We start from the raw sequence: 16,130 nt of genomic DNA, 5'->3' as shown, positions 1-16,130 counted from the left end.
GCAGATCATAAGATCAATCTTAGTAAAAGCCAATCAGTAGGTCAGCCGCTCGGGCCGCAGCTCCTGCAGGATGGTGGTCGCGATTTCCTCGATCGACTTGGTGGTGGTCGACAGCCAGCGGATGCCGGCCCGCCGCATCATCGCCTCGGCCTCGCTCACCTCATGCCGGCAATTCTCGATGCTCGCGTAGCGCGAGTTCGGGCGCCGTTCGTTGCGGATCTCGCTCAGGCGCTCGGGCTGGATCGTGAGGCCGAAGATCTTCTTGCGATGTGGCATCAGGGCTGGCGGCAACTGCCGGCGGTCGAAGTCTTCGGGGATCAGCGGGTAGTTCGCGGCCTTCAGGCCATGCTGCATGGCGAGATAGAGCGAAGTGGGCGTCTTGCCGCTGCGGCTGACGCCGACCAGGATCACGTCGGCGCCGTCGAGGTCGCGGTTGCTCTGGCCGTCGTCGTGCGCCAGGCTGAAGTCGATGGCCTGGATCCGCGCGTTGTATTCCTTGCTCTTGCTCACGTCGCTGAAGCGGCCGATGCGATGGTTCGACTTCATCGCCAGCTCGATTTCGAGCGGCCGCACGAAGGTGCCGAACATGTCGAGCAGCATGCCCTTGCAGCCGGTCTCGATCACCTCGAGCACGTCCATGTTGGCCAGCGTCGTGAAGACGATCGGCCGCAGACCCTCGATTTCGGCCGTGTGATTGATCCGCCGCACGGCCTGGTGGGCCTTGTCGACCGTGTCGGTGAAGGGCAGCCGCACGTGGCGGGGCTTCATCTCGAACTGGGCGAGGACGGCGTTACCGAAGGTTTCGGCAGTGATGCCGGTGCCGTCGGAAACGAAGAAAACGGTGCGCGTGTGCATGGTTGGCGGCCTTGTCCTGCGGCGCGCCGAAGCGGGCGGCGCCTACAATCCGGCCCATTATCGGGAATGCGCCAGCGCCGTTCCCCAATCCCAATGCCTTCTTTCATGCACACCGCCCCTGCGCCCAGAGCAAAAAGAACGATTGCGTCGCGCCGTCTGCATGTTGCCCCGGTTTTAACTTCTGGAGCTTTCCCATGTCTGCACTCTTCGAAGCGACCGCCCTGGTCGTTGCGTTTGAAAACCTGAGGATGACCGACGTCGAGTCGGTCGGCGGCAAGAACGCCAGCCTCGGCGAGATGATTTCCCAACTGCCCCAGGGGGTTCGTGTACCCACGGGGTTTGCGACCACCGCCCACGCGTTCCGCCAGTTTCTCGCCCATGACGGCTTGGCCGACCGGATCAGCGCCAAGCTCAAGAGCCTGAATACCGAGGACGTGCGCGCGCTGGCCACGGTCGGCGCCGAGATCCGCGCCATGGTCGAGGCCCAGCCTTTCCCGGCCGACCTGCAGAAGGCGATCGGCGAGGCCTTCGCCAAGCTCAGCGCGGGCAACCCCGAAGCCTCTTTTGCCGTGCGCTCGTCGGCCACCGCAGAAGACCTTCCAGACGCCTCGTTCGCGGGCCAGCAGGAGACCTTCCTCAATGTGGTGGGCATCGACGACGTGCTCCACAAGATGAAGGAGGTGTTCGCCTCCCTCTACAACGATCGCGCCATCAGCTACCGGGTTCACAAGGGTTTCGCCCATGACGTCGTGGCGCTGTCGGCCGGCGTGCAGCGCATGGTGCGCAGCGACCTGGGCGCTGCGGGCGTGATGTTCACGATCGATACCGAGTCCGGCTTCGAGGACGTGGTCTTCATCACCTCGAGCTACGGCCTGGGCGAGACGGTAGTGCAGGGCGCGGTGAATCCCGACGAGTTCTACGTGCACAAGCCCACCCTTCGGGCCGGCAAGCGCGCGGTGATCCGGCGCAACCTCGGCTCCAAGCTGATCCAGATGGAGTTCGCGAGCGCGGAGGAAAAGGCGGCCAGCGGCAAGCTGGTGAAGACCACCGACGTGCCGACCGAGCAGCGCAACCGCTATTCGCTGAGCGACGCCGATGTCGAGCAGCTTGCGAAGTACGCCTTGGTGATCGAGGAGCACTATGGCCGTCCGATGGACATCGAGTGGGGCAAGGACGGCACCGACGGCCAGCTCTACATCCTGCAGGCGCGCCCCGAAACCGTGAAGAGCCAGCAGCAGGGCAAGGCTGAGCAGCGCTACAAGCTGCTGGCCAAGGGCGCCGTGCTGGCCGAGGGGCGTGCCATCGGGCAGAAGATCGGCACCGGTCCGGTGCGCCTGGTTCACAGCATCAGCGAGATGGACAAGGTCCAGCCCGGCGATGTGCTGGTAACCGACATGACCGACCCGAACTGGGAACCGGTGATGAAGCGCGCTGCCGCGATCGTCACCAACCGCGGCGGCCGCACCTGCCATGCGGCGATCATCGCGCGCGAACTCGGCATTCCGGCCGTGGTCGGCTGCGGCGATGCCACCGACCTGCTGAAGGACGGCACCCTGGTCACGGTGAGCTGCGCCGAAGGCGATACCGGCTTCATCTACGACGGCCTGCTGGAAACCGAAGTCACTGAAGTCCAGCGCGGCGAAATGCCCGAGATCGACATCAAGCTCATGATGAACGTGGGCAATCCGCAGCTCGCCTTCGACTTTGCCCAGTTGCCGAACCACGGGGTCGGCCTGGCGCGGCTCGAATTCATCATCAACAACAACATCGGCGTGCATCCCAAGGCGATCCTCGACTACCCGAATGTCGATGCGGACCTCAAGAAGGCCGTCGAATCGGTGGCGCGCGGCCATGCCTCGCCGCGCGCCTTCTACGTCGACAAGGTCGCCGAAGGCATCGCCACCATCGGCGCCGCGTTCTGGCCCAAGCAGGTGATCGTGCGCCTGTCCGACTTCAAGTCCAACGAATACCGCAAGCTGATCGGCGGCAGCCGCTACGAGCCGGAGGAAGAAAACCCGATGCTCGGCTTCCGTGGCGCGGCGCGCTACCTGAGCGCGGACTTCGGCGAAGCCTTTGCCATGGAATGCGAGGCGCTCAAGCGCGTGCGCAACGAGATGGGCCTGACCAACGTGCAGATCATGGTGCCCTTCGTGCGCACCCTGGGCCAGGCCGAGCGCGTCACGGGATTGCTGGGCGAGCATGGCCTGAAGCGCGGAGAGAACGAACTCAAGCTGATCATGATGTGCGAGGTGCCGAGCAATGCGATCCTGCCCGAGGAGTTCTTGAAGTACTTCGACGGCTTCTCGATCGGATCGAACGACCTGACGCAGCTCACTCTGGGTCTGGACCGCGATTCCGGTCTCGAACTGCTGGCGGCTGACTTCGACGAGCGCGACCCCGCAGTCAAGGCCCTGCTGAGCCGCGTGATCAAGGCCTGCAAGGCCCAGGGCAAGTACGTGGGCATCTGCGGACAGGGCCCCAGCGACCATCCAGACTTCGCGCTCTGGCTGGCGGAAGAGGGCATCGAATCGATCTCCCTGAACCCCGACAGCGTGATCGACACCTGGCAGCAGCTCGCGCAGCGCTGAGGCCGGAGCGCGGCGGCGGTCCTGTCACCGCCGCGCTACAAATTCCGTCACGCCCGGCCTGTAATTCCCACGTCAGCTCGGTGTAATTGCAACCAGATGAATCTTTAGTGTCAAACTCATGACCTAGGGGAGGCGCAGCCCCGAGAGCGTAGACAGAGGACAACCATGAAACCTCGATCGCCCTCGGGAAATTCGCGACGGGGGACAGCATGATTCTTGTCAAGACGGAAGCCGGGCAGCAGGCGCTCAAGGACCGTTCGATCCGGCTCACGCCGCGCCAACGCTCGGCCTTCATCCTGTGCGATGGCAAACGCTCGGTGAGCGAAGTGCTCGATGCCGGCATGGGCATCGTACGCGAGGATATCGACCAGATGGTCGAACTCGGCTTGCTCGGGCAGGTGGGCGGAACGGCCGATGCGGCCAACGCAGGGACGGTTTCGGTCCCGCCCAATTCGGCTGCGCCGGCCGTTGAAGTTCCGAAGGAGGCCGCGCGGCCGGCCGCGCCCGCCCCGACGGAGGCGTCCGCGGCGCACCCGGCCCCGGGGCGCTCGAATCAGCAACGCTACAAGGACGCCTATCCGATCGCGACCCAACTCACCGGCAGCCTCGGCCTGCGGGGCTTCAGGCTCAATCTCTCGGTCGAAGGCACATCGACCTACGAGGAACTGCTCGCCCTGTCGCCCAAGATCCGCGACGCAGTGGGCCCGGAGAAGGCGGCCGCACTCGATCGCGCCCTGGGCCTTTGACGATCTTCAGGCACTTCCCGGACGGCGATACCCTGCTACAATAGCCGGCTTTGCCTTGCCACACTGCGACCGACGCTGCAGGTGGCTTTATCCCTTCCACGGAAGATCCACAAGGAGTGCCATGCGTCACTACGAAATCATTCTGCTGATCCACCCGGATCAAAGCGAGCAAGTTCCGGCCATGCTGGAGCGCTACAAGGGCCTGATCACGGCCGGCGGCGGCAAGGTCCACCGCGTCGAAGACTGGGGCCGCCGTCAGCTGGCCTACCAGATCAACAAGCTCAACAAGGCGCACTACCTGTGCGTGAACATCGAGGCCGAGCAGGCCGTGATGGCCGAACTCGAGCACGCGTTCAAATTCAACGACGCCGTCCTGCGCCACCTCACCGTGGTCAAGAAGAAGGCTGAGACCGGCCCGTCGTCGATGATGAAGACGGTCGAGCGCGAAGAGGCCCGCAAGGCTCAGCAGGCCGAGTACGCCGCCAACAACAACTGATGGTGTGAGCGCTGCCGCAGTCAACAGCCTCGTGCTGACTGCCTGCGTCGCCGAACTCGGTACCTTGCGCTTCACGCCTGCCGGCCTGCCCGCTATCGACCTGCGACTCGAGCACGAGTCGACGGTGACCGAAGCGGCCCAGCCCCGGCAGATCAAGGCGGCCCTCAAGGCCGTGGCCTTCGGCGCAGTGGCCGAGCGGCTCGCGAGACAGGCGTTGGGAAGTCTCTGGCGTTTTCAGGGCTTCCTCGCGACACCGGGCAACGGCAAGCACCCAGTGCTGCACATCCAGGATTTTCAGCAAGATTAATTTTCGAAAAGAGGTCCCACAATGGCCACGTTCAAGAAATTCAACAAAGACAAGCGCCCGAAGCGCAACACCCAGTCGCTGCTGTTCAAGCGCAAGCGCTTCTGCCGCTTCACCGTCGCCGGCGTCGAAGAGATCGACTACAAGGACATCGACACGCTGCGCGATTTCATCAGCGAAAACGGCAAGATCATCCCCGCGCGCCTGACCGGCACGCGCGCGATCTACCAGCGCCAGCTCAACACCGCGATCAAGCGCGCACGCTTCCTCGCGATGGTGCCGTACAGCGACCAACACCGCGTTTAAGGAGCAAGACACCATGCAAGTCATTCTTCTGGACAAGGTCGTCAACCTCGGCGTGCTCGGCGAGATCGTCAAAGTCAAGGACGGCTACGCGCGCAACTTCCTGATCCCCTCGGGCCGCGCACGCCGCGCCACCGAAGCCAACAAGGCCGAATTCGAAGCCAAGCGCGTCGAACTCGAAAAGGCCGCGGCTGCCAAGCTGGCCGAATCGCAAGCCCAGGGCGAGAAGCTCGCCGGCACCACCGTCAAGCTGACGCAGAAGGCCGGCGTCGACGGCCGCCTGTTCGGCTCGGTGACCAACCACGACATCGCCGAAGAGCTCAACAAGCAGGGCTACAAGGTCGCGAAGTCGCAGGTGCGCATGCCCAACGGCCCGATCAAGACCGTCGGCGACAGCACCGTCAGCGTTGCACTGCACACCGACGTGGTGGTCGACATCTCCGTCACGGTGTACGGCGAAAGCGCGTAAGCCTTCGGCAAGGAGAAAACAAGATCGCTGGTGCGATCTTGTCCTTGTGGGCCGCCTTTGGGCGGCCTTTCTTTTTGGCCTGCCGTGTTGTCCCGCGCATTGCACCGACAACTCACCGTTTATCCACAGCCTTATAAGGTGACGCCGTCCGCCGTGCCGCTTAGCATGTGCGGCTGCAAGGAAGTCCATGTCCGCCGTTTTCTCCTATGCCGACAACGATCCGTCGGCCGACCGCCAAGTTGCGCAGCTGCGCATCCCCCCGCATTCGATCGAGGCCGAATCGAGCGTGCTCGGCGGCCTCTTGCTCGACAACGGCGCCTGGGACCGCATGGGCGACCTGCTCGTCGACGGCGACTTCTATCGCCACGAGCACAAGCTGATCTATGCGGCGATAGGAACGCTGATCAACGCCAGCAAGCCGGCTGACGTGATCACCGTCTACGAGCAGCTGCAGAACCTTGGCAAGGCCGAGGAAATCGGCGGTCTGGTCTACCTGAATTCGCTGGCGCAGTACGTGCCGAGCGCGAGCAACATTCGCCGCTACGCAGAGATCGTGCGCGAGCGCTCGATCCTGCGCAAGCTGGTGAGCGCCAGCGACGAAATCGCGACCAACGCTTTCAATACCCAAGGCAAGTCGGTCGACAAGATCCTCGACGAGGCCGAACAGAAGATCTTCAACATCGGTGAGGAAGGCACGCGCATGAAGCAGGGCTTCCAGGGCATGGATTCCCTGGTGGTCGAACTGCTGGACCGCGTGACCGAGATGGCGGAGAACCCCAACGACATCACCGGTGTGCGCACGGGTTTCTACGACTTCGACAAGATGACCTCGGGCCTGCAGCCGGGGGACATGATCGTGCTGGCCGCGCGTCCGTCCATGGGGAAGACTTCGCTGGCGATCAACATCGCCGAGCATGTGGCGCTCAACGAGGGGTTGCCGGTCGCGGTGTTCTCGATGGAAATGGGCGCTTCGCAGTTGGCGGTGCGTATCGTCGGCTCGATCGGGCGCATCGACCAGGGGCACCTGCGGACCGGCAAGCTCACCGACGAAGAATGGCCGCGCCTCACCGAGGCCATCGAGAAGCTGCGCAACGTGTCGCTGCACATCGACGAGACACCGGGCCTCACGACCAGCGAACTTCGTGCAAACGCACGCCGCCTCGCGCGCCAGTACGGGAAGCTCGGCCTGATCGTGGTCGACTACCTTCAGCTGATGAGCGTGTCGAGCAGCATGAGCGACGAGAACCGCGCCACGGCCGTGGGCGAGATCTCGCGCGGACTGAAGATGCTGGCAAAGGAACTCAAATGCCCGGTGATCGCGTTGTCGCAGCTCAGCCGCGGTGTGGAAAGCCGGACCGACAAGCGTCCGATGATGAGCGATCTTCGGGAGTCCGGTGCCATCGAGCAGGACGCCGACATCATCATGTTCATCTACCGCGACGACTACTACGACAAGAACAGCAAGGAGCCCGGCGTGGCCGAGGTGATCATCAGCAAGCATCGCAACGGCCCGACGGGCACGGTCAAGCTTGCATTCCTCAAGCCGCTCACCAAGTTCGAGAACCTGGCTGGCGGCGGAGGCGCCGACTTCTGACCCTGGCCGGCGGCGCGGACGGACGCTACCGCAGCCCGGACGATTGAGGTTCCGCCGGGTCCTCCTGCAGGCGGCGCAGCATCTCGGCCAGCGTCTTGCCGGGTTCGTCGCGAAAGCGCTCGGGCAGAACTTCGACCTGGTCGATGCGATCGATCCGGAAGGCTCGAAAGTCCTGCCGCAGCTCGCACCAGGCCGAGAAGGTCCAGACCCGGCCCCAATAGAAACAGCCGAGCGGCCGCACGATGCGCTGGCTCGGCGCGCCGCTGACGTCGCGGTAGTCCATGCTCAGCTTGTTGCGCGACTGCACCGCTTCGCGCAGCGTCTGCAAACGGGCGCGCGTGCCATCGTCGATGGAGAACGCCGGCGCGAAGAGCGCCAGGCTTTCTGCCGAGGCGCGCGCTGCCGGCGGCAGCACCGAGAGGATCTTGCCGAGCGCGGTCTGGATGTCGCGCGCCAGGGCGGGATCGACCGAGCTCTGGGCCAGCCTCGCCGAGGCGACGAGGGCCGCGGCCTCATCCTGCGTGAACATGAGCGGCGGCAGGTCGAAGCCGGCGCCCAAGCGGTAGCCGACGCCGGCTTCCCCTTCGATCGGCACGCCCTGGCGCTGCAGGTCGGCCACATCGCGGTAGACGGTGCGTTCCGACACTTCCAGGCGCTGTCCCAGGAATGCGGCGGTCGTGAGTCGTCGCCCGCGGATGAGCTGGACGATCTGGAACAGGCGGTCGGCGCGGCGCATGCAGGCAGGTCAATGTCGAACGGGCTTCTTGTCGAAATCTTTGTCAGTCGAGGTTGACGCCGATGTGGATGGCGACCTGGTCGGGGCCGCTGTAAGCCTCGAAGTCGCTGCGATAGGTGCGCTTGATTTCCGGGTGCTGCTCGAAATACTGCCAGATCGACTGCCAGACCGCGAGCACCATCTGCGGCATTTCGCCTTGTCCGCTGAAGACGAGGTAATCGCCGGCTTCGATCCGCACGGTCGCCGGGCCGCCCGAGACGGCCACGCCGGTCGTGATGTCGAAGGCGCCATGCGCATCGGATTCGTAGGCCGAATAGACGCCGTAGAGCCGCATGTCGTTGATCCGGTGCGGCCTTTCATAGGCTCGCTCGTCGAAGAAGCGCGTCCAGAGCTTCCCGATCCGGGCCGATTGCGGATCGTTTTCCTCGCGGTTTGTGGTTCGCACGGTCAGGCCGGCGATGCTGAACGCGTCATGGCGTTGGAGCTGGGGTTGCATGGTTTCTTCTCCTCTTGAATCAAAGGTCCAATGCCCTGATGCTGGCGTTCATGGCGCCGGCGATCAGGTGGATGTCGTGGTCGCTGACTTCGAGCAGCCCGAAGCGGAGCTTGTAGCCCCAGCGCTTCGGGTCCTCGACGAAGTCGAGGTGGTCGATGAGCGGCAGGATCGGTGCCTCCTGCGCGGCCACGTAGCCCACGTCGCGTCGCCACGCCACGAAGCCGCCGCCCATGTCCGCTTCGTAGGGCTCGCCCTTCTGCACGACGCCGATCGAGACGAAGCTCTGCAGCTTGTCGGTGCCGTGGAGCACCGTGGCGGGCGCGTAATAGGCGACACGATCACCCGGCGCGAGGCGCCGGAGGGGCGCGAGTTTGCCATGGCCGACCTGCATGAAGCCCAGGCCGGCGTGGTCGCGCCCACGGCGTGCATGTTCTGCGCTGGCGATGGCGATCCAATTCCTGCGGTTCATGCCGCCAATGCTGCGCGGGGGCTACTGACAACGTCCTGTCAGCAGCCTTCGCGCAAAGCGCAGGAACGCAGGCCGGCTACAGCACGTCGCTCGCGAAATCCGCCAGGCGCGAGCGTTCGCCGCGCGCCAGCGTGATGTGCCCGCTGTGCGGCCAGCCCTTGAACTTGTCGACCGCGAAGGTCAGGCCGGAGGAGCCTTCTGTGAGATAGGGTGTGTCGATCTGCGCCAGGTTGCCCATGCAGATGATCTTGGTGCCCGGGCCCGCGCGCGTGACCAGCGTCTTCATCTGCTTGGGCGTCAGGTTCTGCGCCTCGTCGATGATCACGTACTTGTTCAGGAAGGTGCGGCCGCGCATGAAGTTCATGCTCTTGATCTTGATGCGGCTGCGAATCAGCTCGTTGGTGGCCGCGCGGCCCCATTCGCCTGCGCCGCCGCTGTCGCCCTTGGCCAGGAACTCGAGGTTGTCGTCGAGCGCGCCCATCCAGGGCCCCATTTTTTCCTCTTCGGTGCCGGGCAGGAAGCCGATGTCTTCGCCGACGCTCACGGTCGCGCGGGTCATGATGATCTCGGTGTAGCGCCGATCGTCGAGCACCTGGGTGAGGCCCGATGCCAGCGCCATCAGCGTCTTGCCGGTGCCGGCGGTGCCGGTCAGCGTGACGAAGTCGACCTCGGGGTCCATCAGCAGGTTCATCGCGAAGTTCTGCTCGCGGTTGCGCGTGTTCACGCCCCAGACGGCATTCTTGATCGACCCGTAATCCTTGAGCGTCTTGAGCACCGCCGTCTTGTCCCGGATCTCGGTGACCCGTGCATACATGCTCGGCTCGCCGGGCGCCTCGAAGTAGACGAACTGGTTGATGTAGAGGTTCGGGACGATCGGGCCGCTGATGCGGTAGAAGGTGCTGCTGCCGCTCTGCCAGCTTTCGATGGTCTTGCTCTGGCGCGTCCAGAAATCGGCCGGCAGCGCCAGCGAGCCGGAGTAGAGCAGGTCGCCGTCTTCAAGCGTCTTGTCGTTCTGGTAGTCGTCCGCCGCGAGGCCGAGCGCACGCGCCTTGACGCGCATGTTGATGTCTTTCGACACCAGTACCACTTCTTGCTTCGGTCGGCCCGGCGCGTCTTGCGCGTAGAGATCCCGCAGCGCCTGCACGACGCCGAGGATCTGGTTGTCGGCCTTGCCCTGGGGCAGGCTGGTCGGCAGCGAATAGTCGAGCGGAGCGGTCTGGAAGAACAGCTTGCCGCCGGACTCCCGGTGGCCGGTGGAGTCGAGCTTCAGGCCCTTGGCGATGTCGGCGCCCTGCGTGCCGGCGAGCGCATCGAGGGTGCGGCTGGTCTGGCGGCCGTTGCGCGCGACTTCGGTCGTGCCTTTCTTGTGGCCGTCGAGTTCCTCCAGCACGATCATCGGCAGGAAGATGTCGTGCTCCTCGAAGCGGAACAGGCACATCGGGTCGTGCAGCAGCACGTTGGTGTCCAGCACGAACAGCTTGGCCGGGCCGTTGGGTTTGCTGCGCTTGGCGCGCGCCGCGTTCTGCGGTGCAGCGGGGGCTGGAGCGGGGCGGCTCTCGATCTGGCTGCGCGACGGCGCGGTCGGCGCCGGAGAGGGCGCCAGCGCCCTGACTTTGGGCACGGGCGGCGCCTCGATGCTGCCGCCGCCTTCTGCGGCGTGACGGTCGAACAGTTCGAGCGGCTGGGGCCCGTCGGACCGGGTCTCTTCAGTTCGCCGATCGGACGAGCGGCGGCCGTTTCTTCCGTGCGAAGAACGGGCGGGCGCGTCGTGCGCGTCCGGCGAAAGCAATGCGGCGCGTTTCGTGGGTGCGGGAGGCAGGGGCATGGGGCAGTTCGCTCGCAAAAAGAAAGAGGCCAGAAAGCGAAAAAGCCGCCTGAAGACCAGGGCGGCTTTGTTCGGGGGATGCGGTCGTGGAGCTCAACGGCATGAAACCATTATGCACATCGAATGCGTCACCTCCCGTGAACGTTGCGCATCGCCAACGCGACCGCGCAAAAGTACACGCTTGCAGGAGATCAGGCGGCCTTCTTGAGCGCCTTGACTGCTTTGAGCACGTCATCGACATGGCCTGGGACCTTGAGGCCGCGCCATTCGGCCTTGAGCACGCCGTCGGCACCGATCAGAAAGGTGCTGCGCTCGATGCCCTTGACCTTCTTGCCGTACATGATCTTGTTCTTGACCACGCCGAACATGTGGCACATCTTTTCTTCGGTGTCCGCGATCAGCTCGAAAGGGAGCTCGAGCTTGGCCTTGAACTCGTCGTGCGACTTCATGTTGTCGCGCGACACGCCGAAAACGGTGGCGCCGGCTTTCACGAAATCCTTGTAGCGGTCGCGGAACTGCATCGCTTCGGTGGTGCAACCGGGCGTGTTGTCCTTGGGATAGAAGTACATCACCAGCACGTGCCCGAGGTGCGAGGTGTTCGAAACCTTGATGCCGCCGGTGGCGTTGGCGTCGAATTCGGGAATGGGTTTGTTGACAACGATCGCCATGAAACTTGTTTTCTCCGTTTGATTCCATGTTCGAGCCCGCTCCTGGCTCTGGAGGCGCTCGAAATGGAGGATTGGTCGTTGCTTTACTGGGCGGGCTGCCGCTTTGCAACCCGCTATTTTACCCCGAAACGCCCTCTACTTGCCGTCATCCGGCCTCTCCACCAGCAGGGCGGCAACCACATGACGGCCTTCGCCCGCGAGGATGTTGTAGGTGCGGCAGGCGGCGGCCGTGTCCATGGTCTCCACGCCCGTGCGCTGCGCCATGAGCGGCTGCAGCCAGGCTGCCTGCGGAAAACGGATGCGCCCGCCGCTGCCGAAGATGATCAGTTCGGCGCCCATCGAGGCCAACTGCGCGAAATGCTCGGCGCCGAGCTGGTCGAAGCGGGTGCAGTCCCACGCGAAGCGCTCGCCGCGCGAGCCGATCACCACGCTGCTTTCGATCTTCTCGTTGTTGACGGCCACCCAGCCGGGACCGTGTGCGGTGAGGGTCTGGACGTCGGATTTGTCGGGCTGGAGCTTCATCGGGAGGCCGGGGGAACTGTGGTCAAATTATAGGTTTTCCCCCGTGCAGACGCCCTTGGAGGGACTTTGAAAGCGATCAAGAAATCGGCCAAGCTGGCCAACGTGCTCTACGACATCCGCGGCCCGATCATGGACGCCGCGAAGCAGATGGAGGAAGAGGGCCAGAAGATCATCAAGCTCAATATCGGCAACCTCGCGCCGTTCGGCTTCGATGCGCCCGAAGAGGTGCAGCAGGACATGATCCGCAACCTGCCGGCCTCGTCCGGCTACTCGGACAGCAAGGGCATCTTCGCGGCGCGCAAGGCGGTGATGCACGAGACCCAGAAGCAGGGCATCGCGGGCGTGACGCTCGACGACATCTACCTGGGCAACGGCGCCAGCGAATTGATCGCGATGGCCGCCAACGCGCTGCTCAACGACGGCGACGAGCTGCTGCTGCCTGCCCCCGACTACCCGCTGTGGACTGCGGTCGCGAGCCTTTCGGGCGGCAAGCCGGTGCACTATCTCTGCGACGAGGACAACGGGTGGATGCCGAGCCTCGACGACATCCGCGCCAAGATCACGCCCCGGACCAAGGGCATCGTGGTCATCAACCCCAACAACCCGACAGGTGCGCTCTATTCGGACGAGTTGCTCAAGAGCATCGTCGCGATCGCGCGCGAGCACGGCCTCGTGATCCTTGCCGACGAGGTCTACGACAAGGTGCTGTACGACGGCGTCAAGCACACCGCCATCGCCAGCCTGTCGAAGGATGTGCTGACCCTGACCTTCAACTCGCTGTCGAAGAGCTACCGCTCCTGCGGCTACCGCGCCGGCTGGCTCGTGGTGTCGGGCGACAAGAAGATCGCGCAGGACTACATCGAAGGCCTCAACATGCTTTCGAACATGCGCCTGTGTCCCAACGTGCCGGGTCAATGGGCGATCCAGACGGCGCTCGGCGGCTACCAGAGCATCAACGACCTCGTGGGGCCCGGCGGCCGCCTGCGCCACCAGCGCGATCTGGCCTACGAGCTCATCACCGCCATCCCCGGGGTGACTTGCGTCAAGCCGAACGCCGCGCTCTACATGTTCCCCAAGCTGGACCCCAAGGTCTACCCGATCGACGACGACCGGCAGTTCTTTCTCGAGCTGCTGAAGGAAACCAAGGTGATGCTGGTGCAGGGCACCGGCTTCAACTGGGCGACGCCGGACCATTTCCGCATCGTGTTCCTCCCGCATGAGGAAGACCTGCGCGAAGCGGTGCAGCGCATCGCCGACTTCCTCGAACGCTACAGAAACCGGGCCGCCGCCTGAGGCCCTCATCGCTCAAGAGACGAAACGAATGAAACCCATCCAAGTAGGCCTGCTCGGCATCGGCACGGTCGGTAGCGGCACCTTTCAGGTGCTGCGGCGCAACCAGGAAGAAATCAAGCGCCGTGCCGGGCGCGGCATCGAGATCACGATGGTCGCCGACCTCGACCTGGCGCGCGCCAAGGCCGCCGTCGGCGAGGGCGTGCAGGTCGTGAACGACGCGCGCGCCGTGATCGCCAACCCCGACATCGACATCGTGATCGAGCTGATCGGCGGCTACGGCATCGCGAAGGAACTGGTGCTCGAGGCGATCGCCGCGGGCAAGCACGTGGTTACCGCCAACAAGGCGCTGCTCGCGGTGCACGGCACCGAAATCTTCGCGGCCGCCCATGCCAAGGGCGTGATGGTGGCCTTCGAGGCCGCCGTGGCCGGCGGCATCCCGATCATCAAGGCGCTGCGCGAAGGGCTCACGGCCAACAGCATCCAGTGGATCGCCGGCATCATCAACGGCACCACCAACTTCATCCTCTCGGAGATGCGCGACAAGGGCCTCGATTTCGGCACCGTGCTGAAGGAGGCGCAACGCCTCGGTTACGCCGAAGCCGACCCGACCTTCGACATCGAAGGCGTCGACGCCGCGCACAAGGTCACGCTGATGAGCGCCATCGCCTTCGGCATCCCGGTCCAGTTCGACAGGGCGCATGTCGAGGGCATCACCAAGCTCGCGGCGCAGGACATCAAGTACGCCGAGCAGCTCGGCTACCGCATCAAGCTGCTCGGCATCACCAAGCGGAAGGCGCAGGGCATCGAACTGCGAGTGCACCCGAGTCTCGTGCCCTCGAAACGCCTGCTCGCGAACGTCGAAGGCGCGATGAACGCCGTGGTGGTCAACGGCGATGCCGTCGGCACCACGCTCTACTACGGCAAGGGCGCCGGCAGCGAGCCCACCGCCAGCGCGGTGATCGCCGACCTGGTCGACATCACCCGTCTGCACACGGCCGACGCGGCGCACCGCGTGCCGCACCTGGCCTTCCATCCCGACGCCATGAGCGACCTCAAGGTGCTGCCGATGGCCGAGGTCGTGACCAGCTACTACCTGCGCCTGCGCGTCGCCGACGAGGCCGGCGTGCTGGCCCAGGTCACGGGGCTGCTCGCCACGGCCGGCATCAGCATCGATGCGGTGCTGCAGCGCGAAGCCGACGAGGTGGGCGGCGAGGGTTCGACGCAGACCGACCTGATCATCCTCACGCACGACACGCGCGAAGGCACGCTGGACGACGCGCTCGCCCAGCTGCAGGCGCTGCCCACGGTGCTGGCGCCGATCGTGCGCATCCGCAAGGAAGAGCTGTCCTGATGCGCTACCTGTCCACGCGCGGCCATCCGGACCGCCGCCGCTTCTGCGAGATCCTGCTGGAAGGCCTGGCGCCCGACGGCGGCTTGTACCTGCCCGAGCGCTACCCGCAGGTCGACGCGGCCACGCTCGCGAAGTGGCGCGGCCTGCCGTACGCCGATCTGGTCTTCGAAGTGCTCTCGCTCTACATCGACGACATTCCGCCGGCCGACCTGAAGGCGATCTGCGCCAAGACCTACACCGCCGAGGTGTTCGGCACGCCGGAGATCGTGCCGCTGCGCGAGCTCGAAGATGGCGTCTATCTCGAGGCCCTGTCCAACGGCCCCACGCTCGCCTTCAAGGACATGGCGATGCAGCTGCTCGGCAACCTGTTCGAGTACGAACTCGCGCGCCGCGGCGAGGAGCTCAACATCCTCGGCGCGACCAGCGGCGACACCGGCAGCGCCGCCGAATACGCGATGCGCGGCAAGAAGGGCGTGCGCGTCTTCATGACCTCGCCCGACGGCCGCATGAGCCCGTTCCAGCAGGCGCAGATGTTCAGCCTGCAGGACGCCAACATCCACAACATCGCGATCGCCGGCGTGTTCGACGACTGCCAGGACATCGTCAAGGCGGTCTCGAACGACCTGAATTTCAAGCGCAAGTACAGGATCGGCACCGTCAATTCGATCAACTGGGCGCGCCTCCTGGCGCAGGTGGTCTATTACTTCGCCGGCTACTTTCAAGCGACGGCGGACAACGAAAAGCAGGTGAGCTTTGCCGTGCCCTCCGGCAACTTCGGCAACGTCTGCGCCGGCCACGTGGCGCGTTCGATGGGCCTGCCGATCCGCACGCTGGTGGTCGCGACCAACGAGAACGACGTGCTCGACGAGTTCTTCCGCACCGGCGTCTACCGCGTGCGCTCGGCCGCCGACACGCACGAGACCTCGAGCCCCTCGATGGACATCTCCAAGGCCAGCAACTTCGAGCGCTTCGTGTTCGATCTCGTGGGCCGCGATGCAGCGAAGGCGCGCGGCCTGTTCGAAGGCGAGCTCGGCCGCAACGGCCGCTTCGACCTGAGCGCCGACCCGGCCTTCGCGCAGGCTTCCGAACGCTTCGGTTTCGCGAGCAGCCGCAGCACGCATGCGGATCGGCTCGCGACCATCCGCGACACGGACAAGCGCTTCGCCACGCTGATCGACACACACACGGCCGATGGCCTCAAGGCCGCCCGCGAGCATCTCGCACCGGGCATTCCGATGATCGTGCTCGAGACCGCGCTGCCCATCAAGTTCGCCGAAACCATCGTCGAGGCACTGGGCCATGAGCCCGAGCGCCCCGCGCGCTTCGAAGGCATCGAGGCGCTGCCCAAGCGCGTCGTCAAGCTGCCGGCCGAGGCCGAGGCGGTGAAAGCCTACATTGCCCAGCACTGTGATTGA

At 64.8% G+C, this 16,130-nt stretch carries 17 protein-coding genes; 10 read left to right on the top strand and 7 right to left on the bottom strand.

What is annotated here, in order from left to right; translation table 11 throughout:
* Positions 1 to 33 precede the first annotated feature (33 nt).
* Complete coding sequence (locus tag BLS74_RS24900; RefSeq protein WP_093109831.1) at positions 34 to 855, bottom strand: posphoenolpyruvate synthetase regulatory kinase/phosphorylase PpsR; 822 nt, start codon at positions 853 to 855, stop codon at positions 34 to 36.
* A 194-nt stretch (positions 856 to 1,049) separates the two neighbouring features.
* On the opposite strand from BLS74_RS24900, the gene ppsA reads away from it, so the two are divergent.
* From ppsA to dnaB, 7 genes are all read left to right on the top strand, one after another.
* On the top strand, positions 1,050 to 3,443 hold the full coding sequence (ppsA, locus tag BLS74_RS24895; RefSeq protein WP_093109830.1) for a phosphoenolpyruvate synthase: 2,394 nt from the start codon (positions 1,050 to 1,052) through the stop codon (positions 3,441 to 3,443).
* 209 nt (positions 3,444 to 3,652) lie between these two features.
* Positions 3,653 to 4,189: a hypothetical protein gene (locus BLS74_RS24890; RefSeq protein WP_093109829.1), complete on the top strand. Its 537-nt coding sequence runs from the start codon at positions 3,653 to 3,655 to the stop codon at positions 4,187 to 4,189.
* A 121-nt stretch (positions 4,190 to 4,310) separates the two neighbouring features.
* Positions 4,311 to 4,685 (top strand): 30S ribosomal protein S6, encoded by a 375-nt coding sequence (gene rpsF, locus BLS74_RS24885; protein WP_093109828.1) that lies wholly within the window; start codon positions 4,311 to 4,313, stop codon positions 4,683 to 4,685.
* Positions 4,686 to 4,689: 4 nt separating this feature from the next.
* On the top strand, positions 4,690 to 4,992 hold the full coding sequence (gene priB, locus BLS74_RS24880) for a primosomal replication protein N (RefSeq protein WP_244503991.1): 303 nt from the start codon (positions 4,690 to 4,692) through the stop codon (positions 4,990 to 4,992).
* A 21-nt stretch (positions 4,993 to 5,013) separates the two neighbouring features.
* On the top strand, positions 5,014 to 5,295 hold the full coding sequence (rpsR, locus tag BLS74_RS24875; RefSeq protein WP_007830781.1) for a 30S ribosomal protein S18: 282 nt from the start codon (positions 5,014 to 5,016) through the stop codon (positions 5,293 to 5,295).
* A gap of 13 nt (positions 5,296 to 5,308) precedes the next feature.
* The gene (rplI, locus tag BLS74_RS24870; RefSeq protein ID WP_093109827.1) at positions 5,309 to 5,761 is read left to right on the top strand and encodes a 50S ribosomal protein L9; all 453 of its coding nucleotides are present in this window, start codon (positions 5,309 to 5,311) and stop codon (positions 5,759 to 5,761) included.
* Positions 5,762 to 5,948: 187 nt separating this feature from the next.
* Positions 5,949 to 7,355 carry a replicative DNA helicase gene (dnaB, locus tag BLS74_RS24865; RefSeq protein WP_093109826.1) on the top strand — a complete coding sequence of 469 codons (1,407 nt, stop codon included), beginning with the start codon at positions 5,949 to 5,951 and terminating at the stop codon, positions 7,353 to 7,355.
* A gap of 25 nt (positions 7,356 to 7,380) precedes the next feature.
* On the opposite strand, the gene BLS74_RS24860 is transcribed toward dnaB, so the two are convergent.
* The 6 genes from BLS74_RS24860 to BLS74_RS24835 form a co-directional block, all read right to left on the bottom strand.
* Positions 7,381 to 8,091 carry a helix-turn-helix transcriptional regulator gene (locus tag BLS74_RS24860; protein ID WP_093109825.1) on the bottom strand — a complete coding sequence of 237 codons (711 nt, stop codon included), beginning with the start codon at positions 8,089 to 8,091 and terminating at the stop codon, positions 7,381 to 7,383.
* A 43-nt stretch (positions 8,092 to 8,134) separates the two neighbouring features.
* Positions 8,135 to 8,587 (bottom strand): GyrI-like domain-containing protein, encoded by a 453-nt coding sequence (locus tag BLS74_RS24855; RefSeq protein WP_093109824.1) that lies wholly within the window; start codon positions 8,585 to 8,587, stop codon positions 8,135 to 8,137.
* Positions 8,588 to 8,606: 19 nt separating this feature from the next.
* Complete coding sequence (locus tag BLS74_RS24850; RefSeq protein ID WP_093109823.1) at positions 8,607 to 9,056, bottom strand: EVE domain-containing protein; 450 nt, start codon at positions 9,054 to 9,056, stop codon at positions 8,607 to 8,609.
* A 76-nt stretch (positions 9,057 to 9,132) separates the two neighbouring features.
* A complete protein-coding gene (locus BLS74_RS24845) occupies positions 9,133 to 10,881 on the bottom strand; it encodes a PhoH family protein (protein WP_093109822.1) in 1,749 nt (582 codons plus the stop codon).
* A gap of 191 nt (positions 10,882 to 11,072) precedes the next feature.
* Entirely contained in the window at positions 11,073 to 11,549 is a 477-nt protein-coding gene (locus BLS74_RS24840; RefSeq protein ID WP_093109821.1) for a peroxiredoxin, read from the bottom strand.
* A 135-nt stretch (positions 11,550 to 11,684) separates the two neighbouring features.
* Positions 11,685 to 12,071, bottom strand: coding sequence for an Mth938-like domain-containing protein (locus BLS74_RS24835; RefSeq protein WP_093109820.1), 387 nt, complete (start codon positions 12,069 to 12,071; stop codon positions 11,685 to 11,687).
* A 66-nt stretch (positions 12,072 to 12,137) separates the two neighbouring features.
* Between BLS74_RS24835 and BLS74_RS24830 the strand changes: the two genes are divergently transcribed.
* The 3 genes from BLS74_RS24830 to thrC are packed head-to-tail and all read left to right on the top strand — an operon-like array spanning position 12,138 to position 16,130.
* The gene (locus BLS74_RS24830) at positions 12,138 to 13,364 is read left to right on the top strand and encodes a pyridoxal phosphate-dependent aminotransferase (protein ID WP_093109819.1); all 1,227 of its coding nucleotides are present in this window, start codon (positions 12,138 to 12,140) and stop codon (positions 13,362 to 13,364) included.
* A 28-nt stretch (positions 13,365 to 13,392) separates the two neighbouring features.
* Positions 13,393 to 14,715: a homoserine dehydrogenase gene (locus BLS74_RS24825; protein ID WP_093109818.1), complete on the top strand. Its 1,323-nt coding sequence runs from the start codon at positions 13,393 to 13,395 to the stop codon at positions 14,713 to 14,715.
* Positions 14,715 to 16,130: a threonine synthase gene (gene thrC, locus BLS74_RS24820; RefSeq protein ID WP_093109817.1), complete on the top strand. Its 1,416-nt coding sequence runs from the start codon at positions 14,715 to 14,717 to the stop codon at positions 16,128 to 16,130. Before BLS74_RS24825 ends, thrC begins: the two co-directional genes overlap by 1 nt.

The organism is Variovorax sp. CF079 (genome assembly GCF_900101545.1).
GTDB lineage: Bacteria > Pseudomonadota > Gammaproteobacteria > Burkholderiales > Burkholderiaceae_C > Variovorax.
This window is presented reverse-complemented; position numbering and strand designations above follow the sequence as displayed.